Annotated in this window: 27 protein-coding genes and 1 tRNA gene; 15 read left to right on the top strand and 13 right to left on the bottom strand. The window is 64.4% G+C overall.

Annotation, left to right across the window (positions count from 1 at the left end; translation table 11 throughout):
* The first annotated feature begins 24 nt into the window (after nt 1-24).
* Together mtnA and KBY72_RS06315 are read left to right on the top strand one after the other, a co-directional pair.
* On the top strand, nt 25-1,113 hold the full coding sequence (gene mtnA / locus KBY72_RS06320; protein ID WP_254960452.1) for an S-methyl-5-thioribose-1-phosphate isomerase: 1,089 nt from the start codon (nt 25-27) through the stop codon (nt 1,111-1,113).
* Nucleotides 1,106-1,762, top strand: coding sequence for a class II aldolase/adducin family protein (locus KBY72_RS06315; RefSeq protein ID WP_254993277.1), 657 nt, complete (start codon nt 1,106-1,108; stop codon nt 1,760-1,762). The genes mtnA and KBY72_RS06315 overlap by 8 nt, the downstream gene beginning before the upstream one ends.
* Here KBY72_RS06315 and KBY72_RS06310 read toward each other — a convergent pair.
* Entirely contained in the window at nt 1,744-3,114 is a 1,371-nt protein-coding gene (locus KBY72_RS06310; RefSeq protein ID WP_254930956.1) for a sodium:solute symporter, read from the bottom strand. The genes KBY72_RS06315 and KBY72_RS06310 overlap by 19 nt on opposite strands.
* Entirely contained in the window at nt 3,111-5,039 is a 1,929-nt protein-coding gene (locus tag KBY72_RS06305) for a prolyl oligopeptidase family serine peptidase (protein ID WP_254930957.1), read from the bottom strand. Before KBY72_RS06305 ends, KBY72_RS06310 begins: the two co-directional genes overlap by 4 nt.
* Before the next feature lie 88 nt (nt 5,040-5,127).
* On the opposite strand from KBY72_RS06305, the gene def reads away from it, so the two are divergent.
* From def to rpsU, 4 genes are all read left to right on the top strand, one after another.
* Nucleotides 5,128-5,712, top strand: a complete 585-nt coding sequence (gene def, locus KBY72_RS06300) for a peptide deformylase (protein ID WP_254930958.1) — start codon at nt 5,128-5,130, stop codon at nt 5,710-5,712.
* Between the two features lie 12 nt (nt 5,713-5,724).
* The gene (locus KBY72_RS06295; protein ID WP_254960449.1) at nt 5,725-5,922 is read left to right on the top strand and encodes a hypothetical protein; all 198 of its coding nucleotides are present in this window, start codon (nt 5,725-5,727) and stop codon (nt 5,920-5,922) included.
* 90 nt (nt 5,923-6,012) lie between these two features.
* Nucleotides 6,013-6,615 (top strand): DUF3747 domain-containing protein, encoded by a 603-nt coding sequence (locus tag KBY72_RS06290; protein ID WP_254993275.1) that lies wholly within the window; start codon nt 6,013-6,015, stop codon nt 6,613-6,615.
* 77 nt (nt 6,616-6,692) lie between these two features.
* Entirely contained in the window at nt 6,693-6,863 is a 171-nt protein-coding gene (rpsU, locus tag KBY72_RS06285; protein WP_010304532.1) for a 30S ribosomal protein S21, read from the top strand.
* 22 nt (nt 6,864-6,885) lie between these two features.
* Here the strand turns inward: rpsU and KBY72_RS06280 are convergent, their stop codons facing one another.
* Nucleotides 6,886-8,469 carry a YifB family Mg chelatase-like AAA ATPase gene (locus KBY72_RS06280; protein ID WP_254930961.1) on the bottom strand — a complete coding sequence of 528 codons (1,584 nt, stop codon included), beginning with the start codon at nt 8,467-8,469 and terminating at the stop codon, nt 6,886-6,888.
* Between the two features lie 56 nt (nt 8,470-8,525).
* Between KBY72_RS06280 and KBY72_RS06275 the strand changes: the two genes are divergently transcribed.
* The 3 genes from KBY72_RS06275 to KBY72_RS06265 are packed head-to-tail and all read left to right on the top strand — an operon-like array spanning nt 8,526 to nt 11,114.
* The gene (locus tag KBY72_RS06275; RefSeq protein ID WP_254930962.1) at nt 8,526-8,867 is read left to right on the top strand and encodes a histidine triad nucleotide-binding protein; all 342 of its coding nucleotides are present in this window, start codon (nt 8,526-8,528) and stop codon (nt 8,865-8,867) included.
* A gap of 38 nt (nt 8,868-8,905) precedes the next feature.
* On the top strand, nt 8,906-10,897 hold the full coding sequence (locus tag KBY72_RS06270; protein ID WP_254960447.1) for an ABC transporter ATP-binding protein/permease: 1,992 nt from the start codon (nt 8,906-8,908) through the stop codon (nt 10,895-10,897).
* A gap of 16 nt (nt 10,898-10,913) precedes the next feature.
* Nucleotides 10,914-11,114, top strand: a complete 201-nt coding sequence (locus tag KBY72_RS06265; RefSeq protein ID WP_254960446.1) for a chlorophyll a/b-binding protein — start codon at nt 10,914-10,916, stop codon at nt 11,112-11,114.
* Between the two features lie 12 nt (nt 11,115-11,126).
* Here the strand turns inward: KBY72_RS06265 and KBY72_RS06260 are convergent, their stop codons facing one another.
* The 4 genes from KBY72_RS06260 to psbX all read right to left on the bottom strand — a co-directional run bounded on the left by KBY72_RS06260 (nt 11,127) and on the right by psbX (nt 13,297).
* Nucleotides 11,127-11,615 carry a TolB family protein gene (locus KBY72_RS06260; protein ID WP_254960445.1) on the bottom strand — a complete coding sequence of 163 codons (489 nt, stop codon included), beginning with the start codon at nt 11,613-11,615 and terminating at the stop codon, nt 11,127-11,129.
* On the bottom strand, nt 11,612-12,157 hold the full coding sequence (locus KBY72_RS06255) for a Tol biopolymer transporter periplasmic protein (RefSeq protein ID WP_254960444.1): 546 nt from the start codon (nt 12,155-12,157) through the stop codon (nt 11,612-11,614). Before KBY72_RS06255 ends, KBY72_RS06260 begins: the two co-directional genes overlap by 4 nt.
* A 35-nt stretch (nt 12,158-12,192) precedes the next feature.
* Complete coding sequence (locus tag KBY72_RS06250; protein ID WP_254993274.1) at nt 12,193-13,089, bottom strand: Ycf66 family protein; 897 nt, start codon at nt 13,087-13,089, stop codon at nt 12,193-12,195.
* An 85-nt stretch (nt 13,090-13,174) separates the two neighbouring features.
* A complete protein-coding gene (psbX, locus tag KBY72_RS06245) occupies nt 13,175-13,297 on the bottom strand; it encodes a photosystem II reaction center X protein (RefSeq protein ID WP_106632598.1) in 123 nt (40 codons plus the stop codon).
* 90 nt (nt 13,298-13,387) lie between these two features.
* Between psbX and KBY72_RS06240 the strand changes: the two genes are divergently transcribed.
* A complete protein-coding gene (locus KBY72_RS06240; protein WP_106632599.1) occupies nt 13,388-13,732 on the top strand; it encodes a YggT family protein in 345 nt (114 codons plus the stop codon).
* Between the two features lie 13 nt (nt 13,733-13,745).
* Here the strand turns inward: KBY72_RS06240 and accC are convergent, their stop codons facing one another.
* Complete coding sequence (accC, locus tag KBY72_RS06235) at nt 13,746-15,104, bottom strand: acetyl-CoA carboxylase biotin carboxylase subunit (protein WP_254937700.1); 1,359 nt, start codon at nt 15,102-15,104, stop codon at nt 13,746-13,748.
* Nucleotides 15,105-15,234: 130 nt separating this feature from the next.
* On the opposite strand from accC, the gene KBY72_RS06230 reads away from it, so the two are divergent.
* From KBY72_RS06230 to msrB, 3 genes are all read left to right on the top strand, one after another.
* Nucleotides 15,235-15,316, top strand: a tRNA-Leu gene (locus KBY72_RS06230).
* 16 nt (nt 15,317-15,332) lie between these two features.
* Nucleotides 15,333-16,628: a glycosyl transferase gene (locus KBY72_RS06225; RefSeq protein WP_254960485.1), complete on the top strand. Its 1,296-nt coding sequence runs from the start codon at nt 15,333-15,335 to the stop codon at nt 16,626-16,628.
* Nucleotides 16,629-16,663: 35 nt separating this feature from the next.
* On the top strand, nt 16,664-17,107 hold the full coding sequence (gene msrB, locus KBY72_RS06220; protein WP_254960442.1) for a peptide-methionine (R)-S-oxide reductase MsrB: 444 nt from the start codon (nt 16,664-16,666) through the stop codon (nt 17,105-17,107).
* A 31-nt stretch (nt 17,108-17,138) separates the two neighbouring features.
* Here msrB and KBY72_RS06215 read toward each other — a convergent pair whose 3' ends face one another.
* Both KBY72_RS06215 and smc read right to left on the bottom strand, forming a co-directional pair.
* Nucleotides 17,139-18,230, bottom strand: a complete 1,092-nt coding sequence (locus KBY72_RS06215) for a PRC-barrel domain-containing protein (RefSeq protein ID WP_254960441.1) — start codon at nt 18,228-18,230, stop codon at nt 17,139-17,141.
* A 68-nt stretch (nt 18,231-18,298) separates the two neighbouring features.
* Nucleotides 18,299-21,922 carry a chromosome segregation protein SMC gene (gene smc / locus KBY72_RS06210; protein ID WP_254960440.1) on the bottom strand — a complete coding sequence of 1,208 codons (3,624 nt, stop codon included), beginning with the start codon at nt 21,920-21,922 and terminating at the stop codon, nt 18,299-18,301.
* Between the two features lie 117 nt (nt 21,923-22,039).
* Here smc and KBY72_RS06205 point away from each other — a divergent pair, with 117 nt between their 5' ends.
* Both KBY72_RS06205 and KBY72_RS06200 read left to right on the top strand, forming a co-directional pair.
* Nucleotides 22,040-22,462, top strand: a complete 423-nt coding sequence (locus tag KBY72_RS06205) for a glycine zipper domain-containing protein (RefSeq protein WP_254960439.1) — start codon at nt 22,040-22,042, stop codon at nt 22,460-22,462.
* Nucleotides 22,459-22,845: a phage holin family protein gene (locus KBY72_RS06200; protein ID WP_254931635.1), complete on the top strand. Its 387-nt coding sequence runs from the start codon at nt 22,459-22,461 to the stop codon at nt 22,843-22,845. Before KBY72_RS06205 ends, KBY72_RS06200 begins: the two co-directional genes overlap by 4 nt.
* Here the strand turns inward: KBY72_RS06200 and KBY72_RS06195 are convergent.
* The 3 genes from KBY72_RS06195 to KBY72_RS06180 form a co-directional block, all read right to left on the bottom strand.
* Nucleotides 22,842-24,008, bottom strand: a complete 1,167-nt coding sequence (locus KBY72_RS06195; protein ID WP_254931636.1) for a class I SAM-dependent RNA methyltransferase — start codon at nt 24,006-24,008, stop codon at nt 22,842-22,844. The two genes, KBY72_RS06200 and KBY72_RS06195, sit on opposite strands and share 4 nt — an antisense overlap.
* A gap of 854 nt (nt 24,009-24,862) precedes the next feature.
* Entirely contained in the window at nt 24,863-25,615 is a 753-nt protein-coding gene (locus KBY72_RS06185) for an amino acid ABC transporter ATP-binding protein (RefSeq protein ID WP_254993271.1), read from the bottom strand.
* A gap of 35 nt (nt 25,616-25,650) precedes the next feature.
* Nucleotides 25,651-26,481: an amino acid ABC transporter permease gene (locus KBY72_RS06180; protein ID WP_254960437.1), complete on the bottom strand. Its 831-nt coding sequence runs from the start codon at nt 26,479-26,481 to the stop codon at nt 25,651-25,653.
* Nucleotides 26,482-26,571 lie beyond the last annotated feature (90 nt).

Here is a 26,571-nt window from a genome sequence, read left to right as displayed (position 1 = left end):
AAGACTCGGCCCACTTCCGCAGCCATGAACATCGACGGCAAGCCCTGGCGCACGATCTGGCTGGAGCCGGATGGCCGCGCAGTGGGGGTGATCGATCAGACCCTGCTGCCCCACCAGTTCACGACGCGCACCCTGCGCAGCTGCGCTGAGGCGGCTGATGCGATCCGCACGATGGTGGTGCGCGGGGCGCCGCTGATCGGCGTGACGGGCGCCTACGGGCTGATGCTGGCCCTGCAGGCCGATCCGGGCGACGCCTCTCTGGCGGCAGCCTTTGAGCAACTCAATGCCACCCGGCCCACGGCGATCAACCTGCGCTGGGCCCTGGAGCGGGTGCGGGCCAAGGTGCAGCCGCTGCCGCCGGTCGAGCGGGCCGAGGCGGCCAGGTTGGAGGCCGCGGCGATCGCCGATGAGGACGTGGCCATGGGCGAGGCCATCGGCGAGCACGGGCTGGCGATCTTCCGGCAGCTGGCGGCGGCCAGGCCAGGCGCCAGGCTCAATGTGCTCACCCACTGCAACGCCGGCTGGCTGGCCACCGTCGACTGGGGCACGGCCCTGGCGCCGATATACAAGGCCCACCGCGCCGGGCTCAACATTCATGTGTGGGTCGATGAAACCCGGCCGCGCAACCAGGGCGCCTCGCTCACCGCCTTTGAGCTGGCTCAGGAGGGCGTGCCCCACACCGTGATCGTCGACAACGCCGGCGGCCACCTGATGCAGCACGGCCAGGTGGACGCGGTGATCGTGGGCACCGACCGCACCACCCGCCGCGGCGATGTGTGCAACAAGATCGGCACCTACCTCAAGGCCCTGGCCGCCCACGACAACGGTGTGCCCTTTTATGTGGCCTTGCCCGCCTCCACGATCGACTGGACGATTGGCGATGGCGTGGCCGAGATCCCGATCGAGGCCCGCAGCGCCGAGGAGGTGACCCACATCCAGGGGCGGGCGCCGGATGGCGCGATCACCACGGTGCAGCTAGCGCCAACGGGCAGCGCCGGCTTCAACCCGGCCTTTGATGTCACGCCGGCGCGGCTGGTGACGGGCCTGATCACCGAGCGGGGCGTGGCCGCGGCCACGGAGGCTGGGCTGCAGGAGCTTTATGGCAATGACTGAGCAGGAGCTGCGCCAGCAGCTCGTGGAGGTGTCCCGGCGCCTAAACGCCAGCGGGCTCAATCAGGGCACCTCCGGCAACCTATCGGTGCGGATTCCGGGTGGTCTGCTGATCACGCCCAGCTCTCTGCCCTTCGAGCAGATGCAGCCGCAGGATCTGGTGGCGATTGATCCCAGCGGCAAGCCGCTCGCGGCGGTGGCTGGTGGGTGGCGGCCCTCCTCCGAGTGGCGGCTGCACGCCGATCTCCTCACCAGCCGGCCTGAGATCCAGGCGGTGCTGCATTGCCATTCGATCCATGCCACGGCCCTCGCCTGCCACGGCAGCCCCATTCCCCCCTTCCACTACATGACCGCGGTGGCCGGCGGTGATGACATCCGCTGCGCGGCCTACGCCACCTTTGGCACAGCCGAGCTTTCGGCCCTGGCAGTGCAGGCCATGGAGGATCGGCTGGCCTGCTTGTTGGCCCAGCACGGCCAGGTAACCCTCGGCACCAGCCTCGATCAAGCCCTGCGCATCGCCGTTGAGGTGGAAACCCTGGCCCAGATGTATCTGCAGGCCCTGCAACTCGGCGAGCCACCGCTGCTCAGCGCCGCCCAGATGGCCGCGGTGCATCAGCAGTTTCGCTCCCTGCACTACGGCGCCGGCGCCTGATTGCGCGCCAGCCACAGCCCGGTGCCGCCAAACAGCAGCACCAGGGCAAAGCAGAAGCCGGTCCAAAGCGGCAGCCCCCAGCCCGCCACCGCCAGCGGCGCCACCACCGTCACCACCCCTCCAGCCAAAAACGGCTGCAGCATCAGCTGCTTGATCGAGAAGGCCGGTAGGGCGTCGCTGCGGTCGTCTGGATCGGCCATGCGCAGCAGCAGCAGGCCGCTAGCCGCCACTCCCGTGGCCTGGCCAAACTCAATCACCGCCCGCTCAAACCAGTCGGCGGGCAGCAGCCGCGGGGCTAGCAGCAGGGTCACCGCCAGGTTCCACACCAGGCCGCCTAGGGCAAGCACCGTGAGCGGCAGCCAGTCGGCCTTGAGCAGGGCCAGATCCAGCCCGGCGGTGGCGGCGGTGATCAGCAAATCTGCCGAAAGGGTGCCCACCTGGCCCTGCACCGCGGAAGAGGCCCAATGGGCTTTGCCGCTGCGCTCCAGCGCTAAACGCACCAGCAGCGACCCCACGATCGCTAACGGAAACACCGGCAGCGCATCAACAACGCTGGCAACGCCATCCCCCAACCCAGCGGTGAGCCAGCGCAATCCGGCCAGTAGCGCCACGCCCGTGAGCACGGCCATGCCCGCCAGGGCTAGGTTCACCGCCCAAGCCGCCGCCCTGGCCGCCACGCCACCTGAATCGCCGCTGGCCGTGCTGGTGGGTTCGCTGGGTGCGCTGCCTGGGGCATCGGCCAACAGCCAGCCGCGGCTGCGGGCCACCACCACCACCAGCCCCCCAACCAAAGTGGAGCTCAGCAGCCCCACCGTGGCCATGGCTAGGCCCAGGGCCTGGCCGCCGGGAAAGCCCAGGGCCGCATAGCTCGGCCCCATCGCCGCGGCGGAGCCATGGCCGCCCTCGTAGGCCACCTCGATCAGGCAGGCCATCACCGGGCTCACCCCCAGCCAGGGCTGCAGCACCAGCAGCACCGCCAGGCCCCCCACCACGAATTGCCCAAAGGCCAGCACCAGCGCCAGCGACACCTGCCCCGACACCGGCCGCCACAGCCCCTCCAGTTTGGGCAGGGGTTTGCCGAGCAGCAGCGAGCCAAACACCAGGGTGAGCAGCACCAGCGGCAGATCGGCCCATAGCTGCATCACCTGAGGAGGCAGCAGCGGCAGGGGGCCGTCCGGGGCCAGTAGCAGGCCCAGCAGGCCGGCCAGCAGGGCTTCGGGGATGCCCCAGAGTCGCAGCTGCAAGCGGGCACCAAGGGCTCGCCCCACCGCCAGGATCAGGCTGAGGCAGGCCAGGGCCAGGGCCAACCAGCCGAAGCTGGGCAGCAGGTCGCTCGCCAAGGTTGCGATCACAGGTTGAAGTGCCGGCGGAAGAAAGCCTCAGTGGCCTCCAGGACGCGGATCAAGGTGGCACCATCGCGGAAACCGTGGCCCTCCTGCGGGAAGCGGTGCACCTCCACCGGGATGGCGTTGGCTTCGAGCGCTGCTGCCATGCGGTCTGTTTGCTCCGGTGGCACCACCTTGTCATCGAGGCCCTGAAAAAAGATCACCGGGCAGCGGATTTGATCGGCGTGGGCCAGCGGTGAGCGGGCCTCGTAGGTGGCGCGCGCTTCCGGCCAGGGGCCGATCAGCCCATCGAGATAGCGGGCTTCAAAGCGATGGCTCTCAGACGCCAACGCGCTGGGGTCGGCTACGCCGTAGCGGCTCGCGCCGGCGCGAAATACGTCCGTAAAGCACAGGGCGGCCAGGGTGGTGAAGCCGCCGGCACTGCCGCCTTCGATGGCGATGCGGTCGGGATCGGCCTGGCCCGCCGCCACCAGGCTCTGGGCTGCTGCGGCGCAATCGTCCACATCCACCACGCCCCACTGGCCAGCGAGCCGCTGCCGATAGGCGCGGCCGAAGCCGGTCGAGCCGCCGTAGTTCACATCCACCACCCCCCAGCCTCGAGTTGTCCAAAACTGAATGGCCAAGTTCAGGGCCGTGCGGGCCATGGCGGTGGGGCCGCTGTGGCTTTTCACCAGCAATGGTGCCTCCCGGTGGGCTCCCCCGGCTGGAGGGTAAAACCAGGCGTGGCTGCGGGCGCCGCCGTGGCCCTCAAACCACAGCTCCTGCGGCAGGCTGATCGCCTGCGTCGCCAGAGGGCAGGCGGCAGCAGGGCTATGCCACCAGTTGCCGCTGGCCAGGTCCAGCTCGAGCAGGCCCGCTGGTTCAGTTGCTGAAGCGGCGATGCAGGCCAGCCGTCCCCGTTCGGCACAAATACCAGCCAGATCATCAAAGGCGATGGCCAGGGGCTGCCACTGGCCGGCACCTCCGCTCTGGCTCGGCAGCTCCACGCGGCCCAGCTGCCAGCGCCCCTGCAGGCAGGCGATGGCCAGCAGCTGCTCGCCATCCCAGGCCTGGGTGCCCATGCCGAAAACCCACTGGGGCAGGCCGAATTCCGCCTGCATGGGCAGCAGCGGCCGCCAGGCAAGCGGCGCCTCTGCGCTCAGGGTTTCTGCGTCGAATCCCTCGGCGTTGTCGAGCTGTTCGAGGTTCCAGAAGCCTGAGCGATCGTTTGCCACCACCAGGTGGGGCCCGCACCAGAGTGGCTGGAACACCGAAATGTTCGGGTTTGGTTCCACCCCCGATCCTGCGAGCAGGCGGCGGCCGCTGAGCTGGCCTGCCGCATCGAAGTGCCCCAGCCAGAGCTGGCTGCGCTCCCAGGGCATGAAGGGCTGCTGCCACTCCACCCAGGCCAGCCCTGCGCCGGAGGGGCTCAGGGCCGGGTAGCCGCAGAAGTCGGCTGGCACCACCAACGGCTGGGGCTCGCCACCTTCCAGCCCAACAGCCACCAGCTGGTCGCAGCCAGCACCTTTATCACTGCCGCTTTCCCGCACGCCGATCCAGCGGTCGCGGCCGGCATCGATCAAGCCGCCGCCGTAGCCACCTGGCGGGCTGAGCCGTCGCGGCTGGCGATCGCTGCCATCGAGCTCCAGCAGCCAGAGGCAGCGGTCACCGTCGTGGCTGAACACTGCTACTGGCCGGCCATCGCTCCTGTGGCCCAGGGCCGTACTGCCGCCACCGTATTCATGCACCCGGCTGCGCAGATTCCAGCTGCCAGGGGTTAGCTCCTCTGCTGGCTGGTCTGGCCCCAGGCGCCGCAGCAGGGTCGTGCGCCCCCCTTCATGGGGTCGCTGCTCCAGCCAATAGAGCACCCCGTCAAGTAGCCGTGGCTCCCGCAGGCTGGGGGTTTGGCCCACCACAACAGCGGCGGGAAGGGCTCCAGGGGGGTCAGCCACCGCATGCACCGAGGGATAACGACATAAAGTGGATGTCGTTCGTTCAAGTATCGCGTTGGCCCGCAGTTCAGCCGGCAGCTTTGCCCAGATGGCACGCTCCGCCGTTCAGGCCAGCCGCGGCGTTCAAGTGCCCAAGGATGCCCTTGAGGAGTCCCCCCTCACGATCCACACCCTTGGCGATGGGGTGCTGCGCACCCCGGCCAAGCGGATCAGCAAGGTTGATGAGAGTGTGCGAGATCTGGCCCGGGACATGCTGCGCAGCATGTATGCGGCCAAGGGCATTGGTTTAGCGGCACCCCAAGTGGGAGTGCATAAGCAGCTACTGGTGATTGATCTTGATCCCGAGAATGCCGCCGCGGCGCCGATGGTCCTGATCAATCCCGAGATCGCCTGCTTCGGTGCTGCAATCGAGACTTATGAGGAAGGCTGCCTCAGCATCCCTGGCGTTTATCTGAATGTAGTGCGCCCGGCCACGATTGAGGTCAGCTATCGCGACGAGATGGGCCGCCCCCAACGGGTCAAGGCTGATGGCCTACTGGCCCGCTGCATCCAGCACGAGATGGACCACCTCGAAGGTGTGCTTTTTGTTGACCGGGTCACCGATGAGCTCAGCCTCAATGAAGGCCTGCTGGAAAAGGGCTTTCAACGGGCAGATGTCCGTTCCATCCGCTGATCGTTCTTCTCCATGCCCATGAAACCCCTGGCCGGCCTGTTCCTGGCTCTTGCCTGCATACTTGGCATCGCCTCCACGGGCTCGGTGTTTGAGCTCGCCTACGGCGAACCCGACCTGGGACAGCAGACCACCCTCTGGATCCTGGGCCTGAGCCTGCCCGGCACGGTTGCGGCCCTGTTGGTGGCCATCCGGATCAACAAGCCGGCCTAGACCTTGCCGGATACCGCGCATACGATTAAGCACATGTTGCTTGCCAATGCCGTGATGAGATTGCCCCATCTGGGCGTCAATTCCCTCCCCATGGCAGCTGGAGCTTTCGCCGCTGGGGTGGCATTTGCTGCCACCCCAGCCATGGCCAGCGCCCTGTTTCAAGCTGCGGATCTCAGCCAGGAGCGTTTTGTTCTGGTGGCAGCGCCCATCGGCGATGGCGTCCGCGCCCAACTCAACATCTATGAGCAGGTCAAGCCGACTCGGCCTTGTTTTGCCGTGGCCCCAGGGTCACCAGCTCCGGTGAGCCCCCTGCTTGCAACTTTTGATTTCAGCGGCATCTGCAGCCGCTTCATCGATGCCAACGGCTACTCGGTGCGAGTCGGCGGTGCAGATCTGGCCACGAGTTACCGCCTAACAGTTCTGCGTCAGAGCGGCGACAACGTGCTGTTGGCCGTGCCAACCAAGGCCGGAGCGGGCCCTGAAATGCTAGTTGCTCGCACTAAGGGCCAGGGCGCTGGCTTCCTCCAGTTGGTGTTTGAACCGGGCTGGCAGCTCAAGCGCCGGGCCTACGGCGGTCGCAATCTGGGCCACGTGTATCTCTACCGCGATACCTGGCCTGATGCTGCGATCCAGCCTGGGCTGCCGGTAGTTGCGCCCAGCCCCATTTCAGGCCTCTCTGGCACCAAGCGCTGACCTCGAAGCAGGGGGGAGTGGTGTGAGCGGAAAGGCAGTTGCTACATTGGCAAGCTCTGTGAGCAGCGCAGCGCTTCATGACCCAGGTCACCGTCGGCGAAAACGAAGGGATTGAATCGGCCCTGCGTCGCTTTAAGCGCCAGGTGTCTAAGGCGGGCATCTTCGCTGACCTAAAGCGTCTGCGTCACCACGAGACACCTGTTGAGAAGTACAAGCGCAAGGCCCAGCAGCGCCGCCGCCGCCGTTGATCGCTTTGATCTGGTCTCCCGCTTAGCGAGATACCCCTTGATCAAACGACCGGTAGGTAAGCGCTTCGGCAATTGCAGTTGCGTCAATACTGGCTTGATCGTTTAGGTCGGCGATCGTTTGGGCAACCCGCAGCAGCCGGGCGCCAGCCCGGGCACTGAGCTGCCGGTGCTGAATCGCAGCATCCCACACTTCTAAGGCTTCGCTTTCCAGTTGAAGCACTTGCTGCAGCTGACCTCCGGCGATGCGGCTGTTGCAGCAGCCCCCGGGATTGCGGGCAGCCATGTGGGCCCGGGCCCGGCGGACTCTTGCTCGCACCTCAGCGCTTGATTCGTCGCTGGCCGGGCTGCCGCCCTGGTCCCTAAACGGTGCCGTTAGGGCGGCGCTGGATGGCCGTCTCATCACCACCTGCAAATCAATGCGATCCAGCAGGGGGCCCGACAACCGGCCCCAGTAGCGCCGCCGCTGGCCCTCCCCGCAGCTGCAGCTGCGCTCTGGGTCGCCAAACCAGCCACAGGGGCAGGGATTGGCCGCGGCCACCAGGGTGATGCGGCAGGGGAAGCGAGTTCGCTGGCGGGCGCGGTGAATCCAGACTTCGCCGTCTTCTAGGGGCTGGCGCAATTGGTCGAGCACGGACCGGCGAAATTCGGCCAGCTCATCGAGAAACAGCACTCCGTGGTGGGCCAGGGCCAGCTCTCCCGGTCTGGGTTGGCCACCTCCACCTATCAGCCCCGGCCCGGAGCAGCTGTGGTGGGGGCTGCGAAACGGGCGCGTTTGCAGCAAGCCCTGGCTGCTGTCCAGTAGTCCCGCCACCGAGTGGACGGCGGTGAGCTCAAGGGCCTCCGCTGGATCGAGCGGGGGTAGCAGCCCCGCCAGGCGCTGGGCCAGCATTGTTTTGCCGCTGCCGGGTGGGCCGCAGAGCAGCAGGTGGTGGCCTCCGGCTGCTGCGATCTCCAGGGCCCGGCGTCCGTGGGGCTGCCCTTTGACGTCGGCAAGATCTTCAGCTGCGGGCCTGGCGGTTATCGGCGCGTTGGCTTGTTTAAGCGCGATGGCGGAGGCGGGGGCACGGGCACGGGCAGGGGCGGCCGGACGGGCCCGCGGATGCTGCAGTCGCCATAAGGCCTGGCCGAGATCGGCGGCGCCCCACACCCGCAGCCCCTCCACCAATGCGGCCTCCCAGGCATTGGCCTGGGGCACGACCAAGGCCCGGGCGCCATGGTTCCGGGCTGCAATCGCAATCGCCAGCACCCCCCGGATCGGCCGCAAGCTGCCGTCCAGCCCCAGCTCCCCGGCGCTCCAAACCTCGTTGTTGCTGGCGGCATCCAGCTGGCCACTGGCCAGTAGCAGGCCCAGGGCGATCGGCAGGTCAAAAGCCGGCCCCTCCTTGCGCAGGTCGGCGGGGGCCAGATTCACCACCACCCGCGTCAGCGGCACCTTCAGGCTGCTGTGGCGAATGGCCGAGCGCACCCGCTCCCGGGCTTCTTGCACAGCCGCATCGGCCAGGCCCACCAGCTGCAGGCCCGGCAAGCCGGGAGCCAGATCCACCTCCACCAGCACTGGCCTGGCCTCCAGACCCTGCAGCGCCGCCGTCTTGCACCGTGCCAACATCACGCCATGTGCTACTACACCGTTAGTGCCACCCCTGTCCCACCCCCGTTGCTTTTGTGAGCCAAGACACGATCTTTGGGCGCATCCTCCGCGGCGAGATCCCCTGCGATCAGGTGTATGCCGATGAGCATTGCCTGGCTTTTCGCGATGTAACGCCCCAGGCTCCGGTCCATGTGCTGGTGATTCCACGCCAGCCGATCGCCCAGCTTGCTGATGCCACTGCCGGGCACGAGCTCCTGCTCGGCCACCTCTTGCTTGTGGCTGCCCAGGTGGCCCGCCAGGAGGGTCTGGAGTCGTTTCGCACAGTGATCAACAGCGGCGCGGATGCGGGCCAGACCGTGTTTCACCTGCATGTGCATGTGCTAGGGGGGCGTCCGCTGGCCTGGCCCCCGGGCTGACCGCGGGCCCGCGACAATGACCTGATTCGACCTGCCCCATGAACCCCCTCAAGGCTCTTCGCGGTCAACTGGCGAAGTTGCAACGCCTGGCCCAGCCCTATTTCCTGCCGGTAGACGACACCAAGAGCTGGCAGTTTCTACTGCTGGTGGTGGCATTGCTTGCGGTGGTCGTAGGTAGCACCTTGTTGCTGCTCACTGGGGTTTTGGCCCTGACCGGCGCCGTGATTCCCGAATTGCGCAGCCGTTTCCTGCCCGGGGTGCCCGAGCAGGTGGCAGCAATTTGGAACAGCCCGATCGGGCCGCTGGTGATGGTGCTGCTGGCCGGTGGGCTGGGCTGTTTTGTGGCTTTCCGAGGCAAGTTGCGTCACGGGCGCTGGTTGCCCTGGTTGTTGATGGCGGTGATCACCCTGCTGATCCTGGTTGTCAATGGTATCAATGTGGGGATTAGCTATGTAGCTCGCAACATCGAAAATGCTCTGGTCGGCTACAAGGCTGAGGAGTTTTGGAAGATCGTTGCTATTTATGCTTTTTGCTTGGTTATAGCTCTGCCGATCAGGGCTATTCAGAGTTATTTAATCCCCAAGCTTGGCCTGCTGTGGCGCGAGTGGCTGAGCGGCCGCCTGTTGAGCCGATACCTTTCAAATCGGGCTTATTACGTTCTCAATCCAAATGATGAGTCAATCGAGGAGATTGATAACCCCGATCAGCGCATTTCACAAGACGCGGCCAGCTTCACCGGCACCAGTCTCAGTGTCACGGTTGAGATAATATCTGCCCTGCTCACTTTCGTCAGTTTTATAATTGTATTGTGGACTATCAGCGACAAGTTGGCCTTGGTGCTGCTTGTCTACTCTGTTGGTGGCACAGGTCTAATTGTTTTTGCCAGCCGGAAGCTGGTGAACTTGAACTATCAACAGCTCAAGCTTGAGGCTGATTTTCGCTATGGGCTGGTCCATATTCGCGATAACGCTGAATCGATTGCTTTCTATCGGGGCGAGCAACAGGAGGGTCGTGAGGCAGGCAGGAGGCTGGAAGGGGCTATTAGAAATTATGAGCGCCTGATCATCTGGGAAGCGCTCATTAGTGTCATTCAGCGTTCCTATGATTATTTTTCTCGCTTCCTGCCTTGGCTGGTAATAGCTCCTATTTATTTCGCTAAAGATGTCGATTTTGGAGTCTTTGGCCAGGCAAGTATTGCTTTCAGTCAGGTGCTATTTTCGGTGAGTTATATTGTTAATAACATCGATCGTCTTGCGGCGTTCTCTGCTTCGATCAGCCGGCTTGAGGGTTTTCAGGGCAAGGTTGATTCAATCGGCATTGAAGCTGCAGCGCTTGAAGCCCAGTTGGCCGCCACGAGCACCGGTAGCAGTGGAAATTCGATCCTGGTTAGCCATGTCGATTTGGTGCCGCCCCGCACCAATCGCACCTTGATCCGCGACCTCAGTGTTGAGGTGAATCTTCATCAGCGTTTACTGGTTGTGGGCCCATCGGGCTGCGGCAAAACCTCTTTTCTGCGCATGGTCAGTGGTCTGTGGCCCCCGGCTGCTGGCCGGGTGGAGCGTCCCAGCGAGGGAGATCTGCTGTTCATTCCCCAGAAGCCCTACATGCTGCTTGGCAGCCTGCGCGAGCAGCTTTGCTATCCGCTCCAGCCTGATCGCTTTAGTGACGAACAGCTGCGCCATGTTTTGGAGCAGGTGCGGCTGCCCGAGCTTGTTGGGCGCTACCCCGATCTCGACATCATTCAGGATTGGCCTCGCCTGCTTTCCCTGGGCGAGCAACAGCGTTTGGCCTTTGCACGTCTGCTGCTCAATTCACCGAGTTTTGTTGTCCTAGATGAGGCCACCAGCGCACTCGATGTGGCAACTGAGCGTCACCTTTATTGCCTGCTGGCTGAGCGGGAGATGGCTTTTGTGAGCGTCGGTCATAGGCCCACCCTCACCGCCTTCCATGACACCGTGCTGGAGCTCGATGGCAGCGGCAACTGGCGGCTGCTACCCGCGGCCGGCTATGAAGTGGGCCGCCACGCCTGATCCCCTACCTGACCCCATGCCTGAACCAAGCCCCGACCAGACCCCAGAAATCAGCCCTACAACCAGTGCAACAACTAGCGAAGTGCCTGCCTTTGGTTGGAGCGGCTACGCCGAGCGGGTGAATGGTCGCTTTGCCATGGTGGGCTTCATTGCCCTGCTGCTGATCGAAGCCCTGAGCGGCGAGACGTTTCTGCGCTGGTCTGGCCTGGTGCCCTGAGCGTCTGGTGCCCTATGGAATTTGCACCAGATCCACCTGCCAGATCCCGCCCCTGCTCACCTGAACAGCTAGCTGGCGACCATCGGCCTGCAGCTGCACCTGGCGGGCAACTCCGCTGGGGACCATCGGTATGGGTTGCAGGCTCTGCACCGAACGCCGGTAGAGCACCAGCTCGGTGCGTCCCTCCAGCTGCCGCACCAGGGCAATTCGCTCTCCTGCTGCGTCGACGCTGACGCTCACCGGTTGGGCATCGGCCCGGTTGAGGCCCGGTAGGTCTATGGGCTGCTGGCGCTCCAGATCCAGCAGCAGCACTTGTTCGCGGCCGCCCCTGCCGCTGATTAGGGCCAGCCAGCGCCCTGAAAGGGCTGGATCCCGGTTGGCACCTATGGCTTCCAGCCGGGAGTTGAGCGGCACTATGGGCTGCGGCATGGGGGCAAGGCAGCCACCCAGCAGCAGGCCGGTTGCTGCCGCAATGGCTCTTTTTGCTAATGAGCTCCTCATGGCGAGGGCTCCGCTCCGCCCCCCTGAACGGCAAGGCCGCCGGGCAGGTCTGGCTCAAGAAGGCTGCGCAGATCAAACAGCTGCACGCGCCACTGGCCAGCCTGGGCCACCTGCACCGCCAGCTGGCGTGCCTCCGGGGACAGGCTGAGGCGCACTGAAGTGCTGTCCGCCGGTAGGGGAAGCCGGTGCAGGTTGCCGTTGGCTCGGTCTTCGATCAGGGCCAGTCTTTGGTTTCCCTGTTGCACCAGGGCCGCCACGTAGCGACCGTTCCAGCTGAGGGAGGGGGAGCTGTGGGGCTGGCGGTTTTGGAAATGGCGCAGGGGCACTATTCGGCCGCTGGGCTGCTCCTGCAAAAGCAGGGTGGCCCGGCCACCTCGATCAACCACTGAGGCAAGAAATCGCCCCTGGCCGCTGAGGGCGGGTTCTTGGCGGCTGTTGCCGTTGAACACCCCAACCGGGCCAGCACTGCGACGGGCCAGCCACGCTCCACCTGAACAGCCGCTGATAAGCAAGCTCAGGGTTGTCAGCAGCAGGGCAGACACCCCTAGGGGACCAAATATGTTGACGGCGAAAAGCTTCAGTCGTCGAAGCGGGAGCTGTTGTCCCGGGGGCTAATGCCTCGGGGGCTGGGCTCGGGGCGACTGGAGGGTTTCACTGGCGTGAAGTCCGCATCACTGATATCGCTTGCCGCTGGGCGATTGCTTCTGCCGCTGGCAGGGGTTGCTGGGCTGATCGGTGAGCCTTGGGGTACTCCCGCTGGTTGGGATGCCCTAGGAGCTTCTGAGGCCGAAGCAGGGGTCGTGGGCGCGGGCCTGCGGCTGGAGCGAGGCATGGCCTCACTAGCGGCTGTCGGCCGGCTGCCCCGTCGTGGCTCTACTGCGCCATCTCGATCACGCCTGCGGGCACCGAAATCGATACTGGGCCGGCTAGAGCTTTGGGGTGCCCAATCCTCTTGGGGAGGGCGGCGGCTGGCGGCCCTTTCAGGGATTGCGGCCCTACTGCTGGGACGGGGTGCCCGGTAAAAATCTTCCTCATCTGGCTCATCGCTTTCGCCGCGGGAGGGGATGCGGCGCCTAAGCGGCTCGGGCTCATCAAAGCTATCTGTAGAGGCCTCCCCCCAGGCGCGGCCACCCATCCTCGGCCTGTAGGGGCCTGGTTCAGGCATTGGTTCGTCGTCGTCGAAGTAGGACGACCGGCGAGCCTGCTCCGTGGTTACCCCCCGCAGGCGCACACTTTCGTAGGCGAAAAAGACCGTGGTGCCGGCGAGCAGAAACTGACCAAATTGCAGGATTGGATCGAGGCGCCAACCCTGAAAAAACAGGATGCCGCCGCAGAGTAACCCAATTGCAGCGAAAAAGACGTCGTAATCGCGGGCGAGTGCGGGCTTGAAGCTCCGCATGAAATAAAGCAGTGCACCGCCCACCGCAAGCACTATGCCCACGATGCTGGCCCAATTCAGGCTGGCATTAACCACGGTTTTTCACCCGACAGTCAGTCTCGTCAGTGTAGGCAGTTGAGCCCGAGCAGCTAGAGACCTGGAGATACTCAGGTGCAGGAGCTCAAAGGCGACGATCAAGCTGATCGTTTTGGCTGATCAGCACTAGCCCGATTGTGATGGGCACCACCACGATCACGGCGCCGGCAAGCAGGCTGGTCAGGAAATTGGCCAGGGATGGCGTCATGGCAGGAACAGCTCTATGGCTTGATTCGTGGCCCGATCCTAGGCAGTGGTGGCGGCTTCCTACGCTGGGAGCCCAGCTACTTAGAGCTTTGTGACGGCAGCCACCTCCCTACCCCAGTCCTGGCTGCCGTTGTTGTCGGGCTTGCACTTGGCCCTGGCCTTGGGACTGGCGCTTTGGACCTTGCTTTTTCTGTTTCGTATCGTGCTCACCTGGTATCCCCAGATTGATCTGAGCCGCGGAGCGATGCGCCTGGTCGGAGCCCCTACCGAGCCCTTGCTTGCCCTCACCCGTCGGCTGATCAAACCGATCGGTGGCGTTGATGTGACGCCGGTGGTGTGGGTGGGTCTGCTCAGCCTGGTGCGAGAAATTTTGGTGGGGCAGCAGGGGCTTGTCAGTCAGGTGCTGTTTCGGGCCCAGAGCGTCGGGATCGGCTGAACTCAGATCCGGCTTAGCTGCCCTTCTGCGGAAGCATGTCCTGTTCGACAAATTTGGTGTGTACGTCGCCCGCCTGGAATTCAGGGCGATCCAGCAATTGCAGGTGAAAGTCGATGGTGGTGGGAATGCCGGTCACCGCGCATTCCGATAGGGCCCGGCGCAGCCGCCTGAGGGCGTGGGGGCGATCGGTGCCCCAGACGATCACCTTGCCGATCAAGGAGTCGTAGAAGGGCGGGATCTCATAGCCGGTGTACACGTGGCTATCGACCCGCACGCCGGGGCCGCCAGGAGGTAGCCAGCCGGTGATTTTGCCGGGGGCGGGCCGGAAGTTTTGGCGGGGGTCTTCGGCATTAATGCGCGCCTCGATGGCGTGCCCGCAGAGCTTGATCTGGTCTTGGGTGACCGAGATCGGCTCCCCACCGGCAATACGCAACTGCTCGGCGATCAGATCTACCCCTGTGACCATCTCGGTGACCGGATGTTCCACCTGGATCCGGGTATTCATTTCCATGAAATAAAACGCCCCGCTGCGGTCCACCAGGAATTCCACGGTGCCGGCGCCCTCGTAGCCAATGGTGCGGGCGGCGGCCACGGCGGCATCGCCCATCTGGCGGCGCAGGTCGGCGTTGATGGCCACGCTCGGGGCCTCTTCCAGCAGCTTTTGGTGGCGGCGCTGGATCGAGCAGTCGCGTTCGCCCAGGTGAATCACGTTGCCGTGGCGATCGGCCAGCACCTGCACTTCCACGTGCCGGGGCCGGTCGATAAATTTCTCCATGTACAGGCCAGGGTTGCCGAAGGCAGCCTCCGCTTCTCCTTGGGCCGCTTTGAACAGGCTCTCGAGTTGATCGGGCCCAGGCACCAGGCGCATGCCGCGGCCGCCGCCACCAGCGGTGGCTTTGATCATCACCGGGTAGCCCATCGATTCGGCCAATCGCGCAGCCGCCTCCGGGCTGGCCAGCAAGCCGGCACTACCGGGGATGGTGGGCACCCCCACCCGCTCCATTGTGGCCTTAGCGGTCGACTTATCTCCCATCGAGCGGATGGCCTCGGGGGAGGGACCCACAAACGTGATGCCGTGGTCGGCGCAGATCTCGGCGAAGCGATCGTTTTCGGCCAGGAAGCCGTAGCCGGGGTGAATTGCGTCAGCACCCCGGGAGGTGGCCGCCGCCAAAATGTTTGGGATGTGGAGGTAGCTCTTGCTGCTGGGCGCCTCTCCAACGCAAACGGCTTCGTCGGCGAGCTGCACGTGCAGGGCGTTTTTATCCACCGTGCTGTAAACGGCGACGGTGGGAATGCCGAGCTCCCGGCAGGTGCGCAGGATGCGTAGGGCTATTTCGCCACGGTTGGCGATCAGCAACTTGCCGATGGGCATCCGCGGCGTCTCAGCTGATATGGGCTGAGGCGGACTGTATCAGTGCTGCCTGGACAGCTCCCTCAGACGATTCTGGTGCCGGCGATGGGTATATTGCTCGCACCGGAACGCTTAGCGATCCGAACCACATGCGGATGTGGTGGAATTGGTAGACACGCACGTTTGAGGGGCGTGTGGCTTCGGCCTTACGAGTTCAAGTCTCGTCATCCGCATTTCTTAATTCGAGCCATCCAGGCCTTGCCCGAATCGATCCGGCCCTCGGCAGCGATCGTGCTTGTCAGCAACGGCCCCGGAGAGCTGTCTACTTGGGTTCGTCCCCTCGCCCAGCGCCTGCATCGCCAGATACCGCTGCGGCCTGAGGTGCCTACGGCCGCCTGCAGCCTCAAGTTGCTGCTTGTGCCCTGTCCAAACGGCACGGGACAGGAGCATCGAGCCGCCGCCGCTTGGGGCCTGTTTGAGCGCATAGTGCCAGCTCGTCAATTTTGGTCGCTGCTACTGCGCCCCAAGCGGTTTGGTCCCTGGCCCCGCCAGGGACTGGTGGTGTTTTTAGGGGGTGATCAGTTTTGGACTGTGCTGCTCTCGGCACGGCTGGGTTACCGCCATCTCACCTATGCGGAATGGGTGGCCCGCTGGCCCCGCTGGAACGACCGCATCGCTGCCATGGGACCCCTGGCTGCTGACCAGTTGGCACCGCGTTGGGCATCCCGCTGCACGGTGGTAGGTGACCTGATGGCAGACCTCTCGGAGTCGGCCCGCAGCGAGGCGCCCTTGCCGGCAGGGGAGTGGTTGGCGCTGCTGCCGGGCTCGAAGCGGGCCAAGTTGCGTGTGGGCATGCCGTTTTTGCTGGAGACGGCCGATCGGCTGGCGGCCCTTCGTCCTGGCTGTCGCTTTCTGTTGCCCCTGGCTCCCACCACTGCGGTGGAGGAGCTGCTGAATCAGGCTGGCCCCGCCAATCCGATCGCCCGTACCTACCGGTCGGGTCAGCCCCGCCTGCTGGCTCCGGATCTACTTGAGACGCCAGCTGGCACCAGGATTCGGCTGGTTCGGGAGAATCCGGCTTACGGCAGCTTGAGCCAGTGTTCCCTGGCCCTCACCACCGTGGGCGCCAACACCGCCGAACTGGCTGCTTTGGGGGTGCCGATGCTGGTGCTGGTGCCAACCCAGCACTTGCACGTCATGCAGGCCTGGGATGGACTGGCCGGAATGCTGGGGCGGTTGCCCCTGCTGCGCTGGCTGTTTGGGGTGCTGATTACGGCCTGGCGCCTGCGCCACCGGGGCTTTCTGGCCTCTCCCAACATTGCCGCTGGCCGCTTGGTGGTGCCTGAGCGGGTTGGGGCGATCACCCCTGAGGCCATCGCCGCCGAAGCCGCCGACTGGCTGGCGGCACCGGAGCGACTGGAGCAGATGCGCGCCGATCTGCGCAGCCTGCGAGGCCAGCCGGGGGCGGTGGCCAGCCTGGCGGCCCTGGTGCAGGAGCTGCTGCCCCCAGAGCTGAGTGCCTCTGACCTGAACATCCCCAACTGAGCTGCCTAGGCTTGCGACTCATTTCGCTGAGTTCGATGGTCGACGCTGCTAGTTCTTCCGACCCTTCAGCCTGCGGCCTCGACAGTGGCTTGGCCCGCGGGGCCAGCGAGGAGCAGTGGCGCCAGCAGCTGACGCCTGAGCAGTTCCGGGTTGCCCGCCAGGGCGGCACCGAGCGTGCCTTCAGCGGCGCTTACTGGACCCAGAATGGCAATGGCAGCTACCACTGCATCTGCTGTGATGCCGAGCTTTACAGCAGCGCCACTAAGTTTGATTCCGGTACCGGCTGGCCCAGCTTCTGGGATGGGGTAAGCGCTGCTGCCATCAGCACCCACACCGATAACGCCCACGGCATGGTGCGCACCGAAATTCGCTGCGCTAATTGCGACGCCCACCTTGGCCACGTCTTCAACGACGGCCCGGCCCCAACCGGTCAGCGCCACTGCGTCAATTCGGCGTCCCTTGCTTTCAAGGCGAGCTGAGAGGGCTATTGAGCCTCGATCCTGGACTGTTTCACCAGGGATCTTCTAGGTCGTTGCTGGCCAGGTCTTCAGCCTCCACATCCAGGGGTTCGCGGTAGGGGGTGGGGGCGGGCCGCCTCTCTAGGGGGCGAGTTTCTCGTGGTCGAGGTTCTAGTGGTCGAGCATCAAGAGATCGAGCCTCGATGGGGCGTGCCTGCTTGGGCAGGGGTTCGGCCTGCAGGGGGCGGCGACTGGGTTCAGCTGGACGCTCGTCGTAGCGGGGTTCTTCGTAACTTGATTCCTCGTAACGCGGTTGCTCGTAGCGGCTCTCCTCCTCGTCGAGGTAGCGGCGCTGGCGCAGGGGTTCCCGTTGGCGCTGCTCATCGAGTTCGACGTAATCGAACTCCTCATCGGGCTCGAAGGTCTGGCTGGTGGCCGGCTGGATGCGGCGCTGTTCCTGCACTGCCGGCTGGCCTGCAGCCAGTTGGTTTTCCACGGGCACCATTCCGGTGCGGTATCGATCCCGCTCCTCTTGCTCCCAGCTCGGCCCACCAATACCAAGCTTCTCCAGTAGCCCGGAGCCCAACTGCTTGAGCTTGTCTTCGGCGCCCTCGTAAACAATGATTCGATCCGGCCCGCTGCTGACGATTTCCTCAACCGTGAGCTCCCAGGTGCTCAGCACGCCTTCACCCAGCAGGGGCACTCCCAGGGCGCCGATCACCAGGGTGGCCAGCTCGCCGGTTTCGATGTCGAAGCTGAAGCCCAGCACCCGGCCCAGCTGGTCGCCCGCTTCGGTGATCACCTGGCAGTTGATCACCTTGCTGTAACGGTCAGGGTTGAAGCCCTCCGCCAGCGAATCGGCGGAATCAACCAGGATCACATCGCCCACCTGGCGGATCCGGTCGAGGGGCATCCAGCGCGGCAGGCCTGGCAGGAAGCGGGTCAGAGGGTTGTCGCGCAGGCCCAGCGCCACCACTTCGCGCCGGTCGACATCCACCACTACCTCGCCCACCACGCCCAGCCGGCGGCCGGTGTCGCGGGTGATCACCTGGGTGCCCATCAGCTCGGAGCGCAACCAGAGGCGATCACTTGGGGCGGCAGCCGTTGCCCCGGGATCAGAGGAAGGGGGGATGGAGGAGGTCAATGAAAGGGTCGTACCCGTGGCCCAGTCGGCCCATTGTGGCTCACCTGCTCCGCTGGGGAAGGGGCGGCTCAGGCAGCGGGCGGTAACCCGACCACCTGGGTGTGGGCGCCCCGGGCCTGGGTGACACCAATGGTGCGGGTTGCGGCGGCGATCATCGGGCGCCGGTGGCTCACCACCATGAATTGGGCCTGGTCTGCCTGGCCGGCAATCAGGGCGGCGAGGCGCTCCACGTTGACGCCGTCGAGAAAGCTGTCGACTTCGTCTAATGCATAGAAGGGCGAAGGGCGGAAGCGCTGCAGGGCAAACAGGAAGCTCAGCGCCGTGAGCGATTTCTCGCCGCCACTCATGGAGTTGAGCCGCCGCACCGCCTTGCCCTTGGGGTGGGCCACCAAGGTGAGGCCACCTTCAAGGGGTGCTTCCGGGTTTTCCAGCTGCAGTTGCCCCTCGCCGTCGGATAGCCCTTCAAAAATTGTGCGGAAATGGCCATCCACCGCTGTGAAGGCTTCAAGGAAGGCCTCCTGGCGCAGGGTGGCCACGGTTTCGATGCGCAGCAGCAGCTCTTCGCGCTCCTTGCTGAGCACTTCGAGCCGCTCCTCTAATTCCGCCAAGCGGGTTTCGAGCTGCTCAAGCTCCTCGAGGGCGAGCATGTTCACCGGTTCGAGGGCTTCCATCCGGCCCTGCAGGCTGCGCAGCTCCGCCTGCAGGGCTTCCAGACCCGCCTCCCGCACTTCTGCGGGAATCTCCGGCCTTGGCTCAGGCAGTTCCCGCTCCAGTTGTTCGAGGCGCAGCTGGTCGCCACGCTGCTGTTCGGCCAGCGATTCGATCTCCTCGCCGAGGCGTTGCAGTTCCCATTGGCGCTGTTGCAGGGCCTGGCGCTGGGCGGCCAGCTGGGCTTCGGCGGCATCGCGGGCGCGGCGGCTTTCGCCAAAGCGGGTTTGCAGCTGCTGCTGCTCGGCTGCCAAGGTGCTGCGCCGCAACTGATCCGCCTGGTGCTGCTCTTTCCAGCGAGCTCGCTCCTCCACCAGGGTGTGAACAGCGGCCACCAGCCGCTGTTCATCGGCGCTCAGGGCCTCGAGCTGGTTGCTGAGGCGCTCGGCGCTCAGGGCCCGTTCGCGCCGGGCCGCCAGCAGCCCATCACGCTGGCTGCGGGCCGCGGCCAGGGCCGAGTCGGCCGCCTCCAGCTCGCTCTGCAGCCCCTGCCAGCGGGCTGCATCGCCGGAGGATTGCACTGCAGCTTCGGCCTCTTCCAAGGCGAGGCGTTGTTGCTGCAGCGGCAACAGCAGGGATTCGAGTTGCTGCTGGCGCTGCAGATCGCTCTGCAAGGCCTCCTGCAGTTGGCCCAGGCGACTGCCCAGCTGCTGCTGCCGTTGCAGCTGGGGGGCTAGGGCTCGCTGGGCGGCGCTGCGCTCGGCCTCCAGGCCCGCCTGGCGCTGCTGGTGTGAGAGCAGCCGGGGGCGCAGGGTCTCGAGCTGCTGGCCCAGCTCGGCTTCCTTGCGTCGGCAGGCCAGCAGGCTCTCGCCCAGCTCCAGCAAGCGCTGGCGCAGGGGTGCGGCTTCGTCGCCGTCCTGGCTGCGCCCGAAGCTGAGCTGGCTGCCCCGCTGTTGCAGGCTGCCGCCGGTCATGGCGCCGCTCTTCTCCAGCAGTTCGCCGTCGAGGGTCACGGCCCGGCAGCGGCCCAGTTCGCGTCTGGCATTGGCCAGGCTGTCGAACACCAGGGTGTCGCCGAAGACGTAGCGGAACACCTCGGCGTAAACGGGCTCGTAACCCACCAGATCCACCGCCTTGCCCACCAGCCCACCGCTTGCAGGGCCACCGCTGCCCGCACCGCCTGCCGCGCCACCGCGTTGCAGGGCGGCTCCGCCACTACCACCGGAGCCCCCTCGAATCTTGTTGAGCGGCAGGAAGGTGAGCCGGCCTGCCCGGCGACTTTTGAGCAGCTCGATCGCGCGGGCGGCGATGCGGTCGTCGTCGACCACCACCTGGCCAAGGCGGCCGCCGGCGGCCACTTCCAGCGCCAGGCGCACCCGCTCCTCCACTTCGCCGAGCTGGGCCACCGGCCCGTGGATGCCGTCCATGCCAGCCTCCAGCAATACCCGCAGGGCACCGGTACCGCGGCTTTCCTGCAGGGTTTCGCGGCGGCTGTCCAGTCGGGCGATCTCGCGCTCGAGCTGGGTTTGCTCCTGCTCGAGGCGGCTGCGGGTTCGCTGCTGAAGGGCCAGGGCTTCGGCTAGCTCCTGCACCTGCTGCTGCTCCAGGCGGGTGGCTTCCAGCACCTGCTGCCAGCTGCTTTCGGTGGCCTCCAGTTGCTGCTGGGCACTGCGATGGCTGGCCCCTTCCTGCTGCTCTTCGGCGCCGAGCTCGGCCAGGCGCTCCTGGTGCTGCCGCAGCCGCTCCTGTAATTGCTGCCGCTCGGCCTCCAGGGGGCTGATCTGCTCGCCCAGCTGCTGGCGGGCGCGGCTGCGCTGTTGCTGTTCTTCCAACCAGCTGCCGGAGCGCCCCGCCACCTCGCCAAGCCGGCGGCGCGATAGCTCCACGGCGGCTTCGGCATCGCGGCAGCCGGCTTCGGCATCGCTGAGAGCGGCTTGGTCGGAACTGGCCTCGAGGGCCTGCTGCTGCTGGCGCAGCTCGCCCTGAGTGCGGGCCAGCTCGTGGCGCTGGCGTTGCAGGGCCTCGGCATCGAGCTGGTGTTTGCCTGCCTGGCGGGTTAGTTCGCGGCCACTGGCCTCAAGGCCTGCCAGCTCGGCCTGCACGGCGATCAGCTGATCTTCACCTAGGGCTTTTACCTCAGCTTGGAGTTGCTCGAGCACGGTGGCGGCGGCAGCCAGGCCCGTTTCTCCCTCGCTGATCGCCTCGCGTTCAGCCTGTTGCTGACTGGCGAGGCTGGCGCTGCGTTGCCGCAGGGCAGCCTGGTTCGCCTGGGCTGCTTCAAAGGCCAGCACCTGCTCCTGCAGGCGGCCGTTGTGGTGGCGCTGGCGCAGGTCTTGATAGGTGCGGGCTTTAGCGCAGTCGCGCTCAAGTTTCTGGCGGGAGCTGAGCAGCTCCTGCTGCACGATTGAGCAGCGCTCCTGACGCTCCTGCACCTCATCAAGCTTGCCGCGGCTCTGTTCGATGCGGCTGTCGAATAGGGCTACACCAGCCAGCTCGTCGATGATGCCGCGCCGGTCCCGGGCGCCCATCGAGACGATGCGGGTGACGTCACCCTGCATCACCACATTGCTGCCTTCAGGATCCACCCGTAGGCGCCGCAGCTGGCTTTGGAGCTGTTGCAAATTGCAACTCACCCCATCGGCGCTGAAGCTGCTGGCATAGGTGCCGCCGGGGGCAACCCGCAGGCGCCGGCTCACCGTCCACTCCTGTTGGCCTGGCTTGATCCAGGGCCCTTCTTCGGGCGGCTCCAGGCCTGCTTCGGCCTGGTCGGGTTGCCACTCACTGAGGTCAAAGCGCACGCTCACCGAGGTTTCGGCGGCCTTGCCCTCGCGCAGCATGGCGCTGTTGATTAGATCCGGCAGGCGATCTGCCCGCATGCCGCGGCTGCTGGCCAGGCCCAGACAAAACAACACCGCATCAAGGATGTTGCTTTTGCCGGAGCCGTTGGGGCCCGTGACCACCGTGAAACCTTCTTGCAGCGGGATCGTGATCGAGCCGCCAAAGGACTTGAAGTGGGTGAGCTCGACCTGATTGATGTGAACCAACAGGCCCGTGCGCCGAGCAGCAGAAATGTAGCGGAGGGTTTCGAAAGCTCAACCCCCTCCTTACCTTGAGGACTGAGCTTCGCAGTCGCCCCCTGTCCCCATGACCGCAGAACTGCCATGACCGCTGAAACGCCTCCCCGCGCCGCCAGCCCAGAGGGCTTCCGCGACCGTTTTGAGACCCTTATCCCCACGATTCAGCGGGAGTGGCCGGCCGTTGCCCGCCAGACCCTGGAGGCGACTCGGGGCAGTTTTGATGAAGTGGTTGAGGTGATTTCCAGCCAGACCGGCCGCACCGCTAGTGCGGTGAAGGACCAGTTGCTTGAGCTGCTCGAGGTGGCCGGGGACCAGACCAGCCGCCTAGCGGACAACCTGGCGCCCTTGGAGGCCCAGTTGGAAAACCTGCTCGATGAGCTCAACACCACCTTGCGGCCTCGTATTGAGAAGCCGGTGCGGGAGCGTCCGCTGATGGCGATCGGCATCGCCACCGGCGTCGGGGTGCTGCTCGGTCTGCTGCTCGCCTCAGGCCGGCGTTCCTCATGACGGATCCGAACTCGCCAGGCCCAGCCCGGGTGGCGGCCGGTCGGGTCGGCGCCTTGATGACCTCGGTGATGGACCTGCACGTGCGCATCGCCCTGCAGGAGGTGGACCGGGAGAAGCGGCGCCTGATCAGCGGTGGCCTGCTGATCAGCGGTGGCCTGGCGCTGCTGCTGTTGGCGCTGATCGGCGCCGAGCTGGCCCTGCTGCTGTGGCTGCACGACGCCCAGGGGCTGAGCTGGATCCACGCCGCCCTGGCGGTGGCTGCCCTGGATCTGGTGCTGGCCGGGGTGTTCGTGCGGTTGGGCGGCCAGCTGCTCAAGGGGCCCTACCTGCCCCAGACCACCGCCGGTCTCAGCAAAACCACTCGCGCAATCTTGGGTCGTTAACGCACCTCATAGTGCAGCCAGCGGCAGTCAATGCCTCCGTTGCTGATTGGGATGCGGCGGCTGGCCTTCATTTTGAGGGCGCCGGTGAGCTCCGGGTTGCCGCTCAGCAGCCACAGGCTCCAGCCGCCGCAACGCTCTTTCACTATGCGGCCCAGGTCGGCGTAGAGAGGCTCCAGAGCATCACGCTCGCCGATGCGCTCGCCATAGGGCGGGTTGCACACCAAGATGCCCGGCCCTGGTGGAGGCACGAAGTCGCGGCAGTCGCCCAGGCTCAGTTCCAGGGCACTTGCGATGCCGGCAGCCTCAGCGTTGCTGTGGGCTTGATCAAGCACGCCGGGTTCCTGTTCCATGCCAACGATCGGCGCCATGGGGTCTCCGCTGGGGAGCGTCTCTCGGGCCAGGGAGCTGGCCGCTTGCCGCTCTTGCTGCCAGAGCTGGGAGTCGAACTTTGGCCAGCGCTCCAGGGCGAAGCGGCGGCCCAGACCCGGCGCCCGGCCCAGGGCCATGCAGGCCGCCTCAATCAGCAGGGTGCCGGAGCCGCAAAGGGGGTCGGCCAGGGGCACCGAGCCATCCCAGCCGGTGAGGGCGATCAGGCCGGCGGCGAGGTTTTCCTTGAGCGGGGCCAGGCCCATGGCAGCCCGGTAGCCGCGGCGGTGCATGCTGCCGCCGCTGCCATCGAGGCTCAGGGCTGCTTCGCCGCCGCCAAGGTGCAGATGGATGGAGAGGTCGGGATCGTCTAGGTCAACGGAGGAGCGGGCGCCCCACTGCTGGCGCTGCAGATCCACCAGGGCATTTTTGACCTGCAGGGCGCTGTAGTGACTGTGGTTGAGGCCAGGAGCGCTGCCGGTGGCATCGACGCGGAAGGTGGCGCCAGGAGGCAGCCAGCGGCTCCAGTCGACGGCGCGCTGCACACCGTCGTAGAGCTCGTCCTTGCTGCGGCAGGGAAATTGAGCCAGTTCAAGCAGGAGCCGGAAGGGCAGGCGGGCTTGCAGGTGCAGCCGGTAGAAGCCAGCCAGGTCTGTTTGGAAGCGCACGGCCCGGCGTAGGCGTGCTGCGGCTTGGCAGCCCAAGGCCGTGAGCTCAGCTGCCGCGGCTTCTTCGAGCCCCGGTGGCACAACCGCTATGCCGCTGATTGATGTGCTGTTTGGTTCGGTGATGCCCACCCCTGCGCCTGCCCTTGCTTGCTGCCACAATGAACCAGTCTGGTTTCGGCCTGACTAGGTGGCTCACACCAGTGCTTCGGACAGCGGTTCGATTCCGCTCAGCTCCACTTAAACGGGGCTGCAATGGTTTCGACGGGGTATAAGGAGGGTGACTGAAGCCTGCTCGGTAAGAGCACACACGTAACAGCGAACAACATCGTTGCTTTCTCCCGTCAGACCGCCCCTGTGGCTGCCTGACCCTGTAAGGGAGATGGGGTGAGGTCAGCCTTATCACCCAAATGATCCATGGGCCCTGGAAGGGGCCTTTTTAGTAGGTGCAAAAAAACGGTTTTTGGCGACAAGCTTTTGGGCCATGTCCAGGGGCTTGTGCAAGTTTTGTGCAAAATGAACCCAGTACAGCTTCAGAGCCTTCCTGTGCTGGCACTCGCGATGGTACCGCTGGCTCTGCTGTGTTGGGTCTGGATCCGGATGCTGCATTGATCACTACAGCAGTTGACCTGTTGGGCGCCAACCAAGACCGTTATCAAAAGGCTTCCAGACTGCAGACGCTCAAATCACCAGCAAGTGATGAGCAGCTATCAGATCCGTAGCTACTACACAGATGTCTGCTGCTCAGATGATCGCGAGTACTACTGGATTGAGGCCCTTGATGCCACCGGCGTATATCGGCCAGCGCCATTACAAGCTCTCATCATCGATGTAAGAGGGGGTGCCGTATCACTCCGCGAGGTCGGAGACTTGAACTCCACTGATGGCAATCTGGGTCGACGGTCTGGAATTTCAAGGATGCTGGAGTAGCGTTTGCGCTCTGTTCTTTGAAGGCGGCTAAATGTTGTCTAGAGCCTACAATATGGTCAGCGTACTTTAGTTAGGAACGCTTTCGTGCGAGCTTGCTGTGGGTTATCTAGCACTTGGTCGGGGGAGCCTCTCTCCACGACCATGCCGGCATCCATGAATACCATTTCGTCGGCCGCCTCACGGGCGAACCCCATTTCGTGGGTAACGACTACCATCGACATTCCAGACGCAGCCAAAGCTCGCATGGCTGACAGGACTTCGCCGACTAGCTCGGGGTCCAGCGCAGAGGTGGCTTCGTCAAAAAGCATCAATTTTGGTTTCATCGCAAGAGCACGAGCAATCGCGACTCGTTGCTGTTGTCCTCCAGAAAGTTGACTAGGAAAACTATCGCCTCGTGTGGACAGTCCAACCATGGCCAACAGTTCTCGAGCCGAATTGATCGCTTCCTCTTTGGATAGTTTGAGGACTCGTTGCGGTGCCTCAATGATGTTCTCAAGGGCACTCATGTGTTGGAATAGGTTAAAGTTTTGAAAAACCATGCCCACACTTGCACGATTCCTGCATGCTTCTCTCTCTTTGAGTTCGTGCAACCGCCCCTTCTCTTCTCGGTACCCCACGAGCTGACCGTTTACAGCTAGCCGACCGCCATCAATCGACTCGAGGTGATTGACGCAGCGCAGAAAGGTGGACTTTCCAGACCCAGAGGGTCCAACCAAGCAGGTTACTTGGCCGGGCATTACCACCAGGCTAATCCCAGAAAGCACCTCTACACTTCCGTATGACTTTCTGACCCCCTCGGCAACCAACATCGGCTCAACCATCGGTACTCTCCAGCTTCTTTTGATCAAGGCGCTGGTTTGGCCGCGGTCGCACGATACCGCCCGAGTAGCCACCGCAGCATTTGCGGAGGCTTTTGACGAGGGCTACCATTCGAAAGTTTTTGCTCAAGAATTGATTGCCCTACGGTGAGCACTGACGTGATGGTTATGTACCAAAGGCTAACCACAATAAGAAGGGGAATTGTTTGAAAAGTACGCGTGTAGATCGACTGCGCGGAATAGAGCAGATCGGCAAGCGCCAAAATGCTAACCAACGAGGTGGTCTTCAGCATCAGTATTGTCTGATTGCCGGTGGGCGGGAGGATGAGCCTAAGAGCCTGAGGTAGAACTATTCTTCGCAGAGTCTGGGAATGCGTCATCCCAAGGGCTTTTGCTGCCTGAGATTGCCCCGAATCGACACCAAGAATCCCACCGCGAACAATCTCAGCCATGTATGCCCCCTCATTTAGACCCAAGCCGAGGATGGCAACGGCAAGCGGTGTGATGAGTGCGTTTGCATTAAATGACACAAAGGGTTCAAGGAATGGTAGCCCTATGGTGAATTCTGGGTAGAGCGCTGAAATGTTGTACCAGAAAATCAACTGAACCAACAACGGAGTCCCTCGGAAAAACCACAGGTACACCCAGGCACAGCGAGCCACGGTGGGGTTGGGGGAGAGCCTCATAACAGCAAGACCCACTCCGACAACAATTCCAAGCAGTTGCGCTATCAATGTCAGACCAATGGTTAGTCGGACGCCACTGAGGATGATGTCGCTAAAAAGGTACTCGCCTACTATATCCCACCTAAAGCGTGGGTTGGTGATGACTGATATTAGAACTTGGGCCGCAATCATAAGAACTATGACCGACGCCACCCGCCTGCCAGGATGACGAGCGGGTATCGGGGGCAATTCGTGGGCCGGTCTACTTTCTGGCAAAGCCTT

This window comes from Cyanobium sp. BA5m-21 (genome assembly GCF_024346235.1).
Taxonomy (GTDB): domain Bacteria; phylum Cyanobacteriota; class Cyanobacteriia; order PCC-6307; family Cyanobiaceae; genus Cyanobium_A; species Cyanobium_A usitatum.
Note: the sequence above shows the minus strand (reverse complement) of the source record. Positions and strands in the feature narration are given on the sequence as shown.

Bases quoted from the DNA above. Each gene is read 5' to 3' on its own strand.
- mtnA (WP_254960452.1), top strand. From the start codon at position 25: ATGAACATCGACGGCAAGCCCTGGCGCACGATCTGGCTGGAGCCGGAT.
- KBY72_RS06315 (WP_254993277.1), top strand. From the start codon at position 1,106: ATGACTGAGCAGGAGCTGCGCCAGCAGCTCGTGGAGGTGTCCCGGCGC.
- def (WP_254930958.1), top strand. From the start codon at position 5,128: ATGGCACGCTCCGCCGTTCAGGCCAGCCGCGGCGTTCAAGTGCCCAAG.
- KBY72_RS06295 (WP_254960449.1), top strand. From the start codon at position 5,725: ATGCCCATGAAACCCCTGGCCGGCCTGTTCCTGGCTCTTGCCTGCATA.
- KBY72_RS06290 (WP_254993275.1), top strand. From the start codon at position 6,013: ATGGCAGCTGGAGCTTTCGCCGCTGGGGTGGCATTTGCTGCCACCCCA.
- rpsU (WP_010304532.1), top strand. From the start codon at position 6,693: ATGACCCAGGTCACCGTCGGCGAAAACGAAGGGATTGAATCGGCCCTG.
- KBY72_RS06280 (WP_254930961.1), bottom strand. From the start codon at position 8,469: ATGTTGGCACGGTGCAAGACGGCGGCGCTGCAGGGTCTGGAGGCCAGG.
- KBY72_RS06270 (WP_254960447.1), top strand. From the start codon at position 8,906: ATGAACCCCCTCAAGGCTCTTCGCGGTCAACTGGCGAAGTTGCAACGC.
- KBY72_RS06265 (WP_254960446.1), top strand. From the start codon at position 10,914: ATGCCTGAACCAAGCCCCGACCAGACCCCAGAAATCAGCCCTACAACC.
- KBY72_RS06260 (WP_254960445.1), bottom strand. From the start codon at position 11,615: ATGAGGAGCTCATTAGCAAAAAGAGCCATTGCGGCAGCAACCGGCCTG.
- psbX (WP_106632598.1), bottom strand. From the start codon at position 13,297: ATGACGCCATCCCTGGCCAATTTCCTGACCAGCCTGCTTGCCGGCGCC.
- accC (WP_254937700.1), bottom strand. From the start codon at position 15,104: ATGCCCATCGGCAAGTTGCTGATCGCCAACCGTGGCGAAATAGCCCTA.
- msrB (WP_254960442.1), top strand. From the start codon at position 16,664: ATGGTCGACGCTGCTAGTTCTTCCGACCCTTCAGCCTGCGGCCTCGAC.
- KBY72_RS06205 (WP_254960439.1), top strand. From the start codon at position 22,040: ATGACCGCTGAAACGCCTCCCCGCGCCGCCAGCCCAGAGGGCTTCCGC.
- KBY72_RS06200 (WP_254931635.1), top strand. From the start codon at position 22,459: ATGACGGATCCGAACTCGCCAGGCCCAGCCCGGGTGGCGGCCGGTCGG.
- KBY72_RS06185 (WP_254993271.1), bottom strand. From the start codon at position 25,615: ATGTTGGTTGCCGAGGGGGTCAGAAAGTCATACGGAAGTGTAGAGGTG.
- KBY72_RS06180 (WP_254960437.1), bottom strand. From the start codon at position 26,481: ATGATTGCGGCCCAAGTTCTAATATCAGTCATCACCAACCCACGCTTT.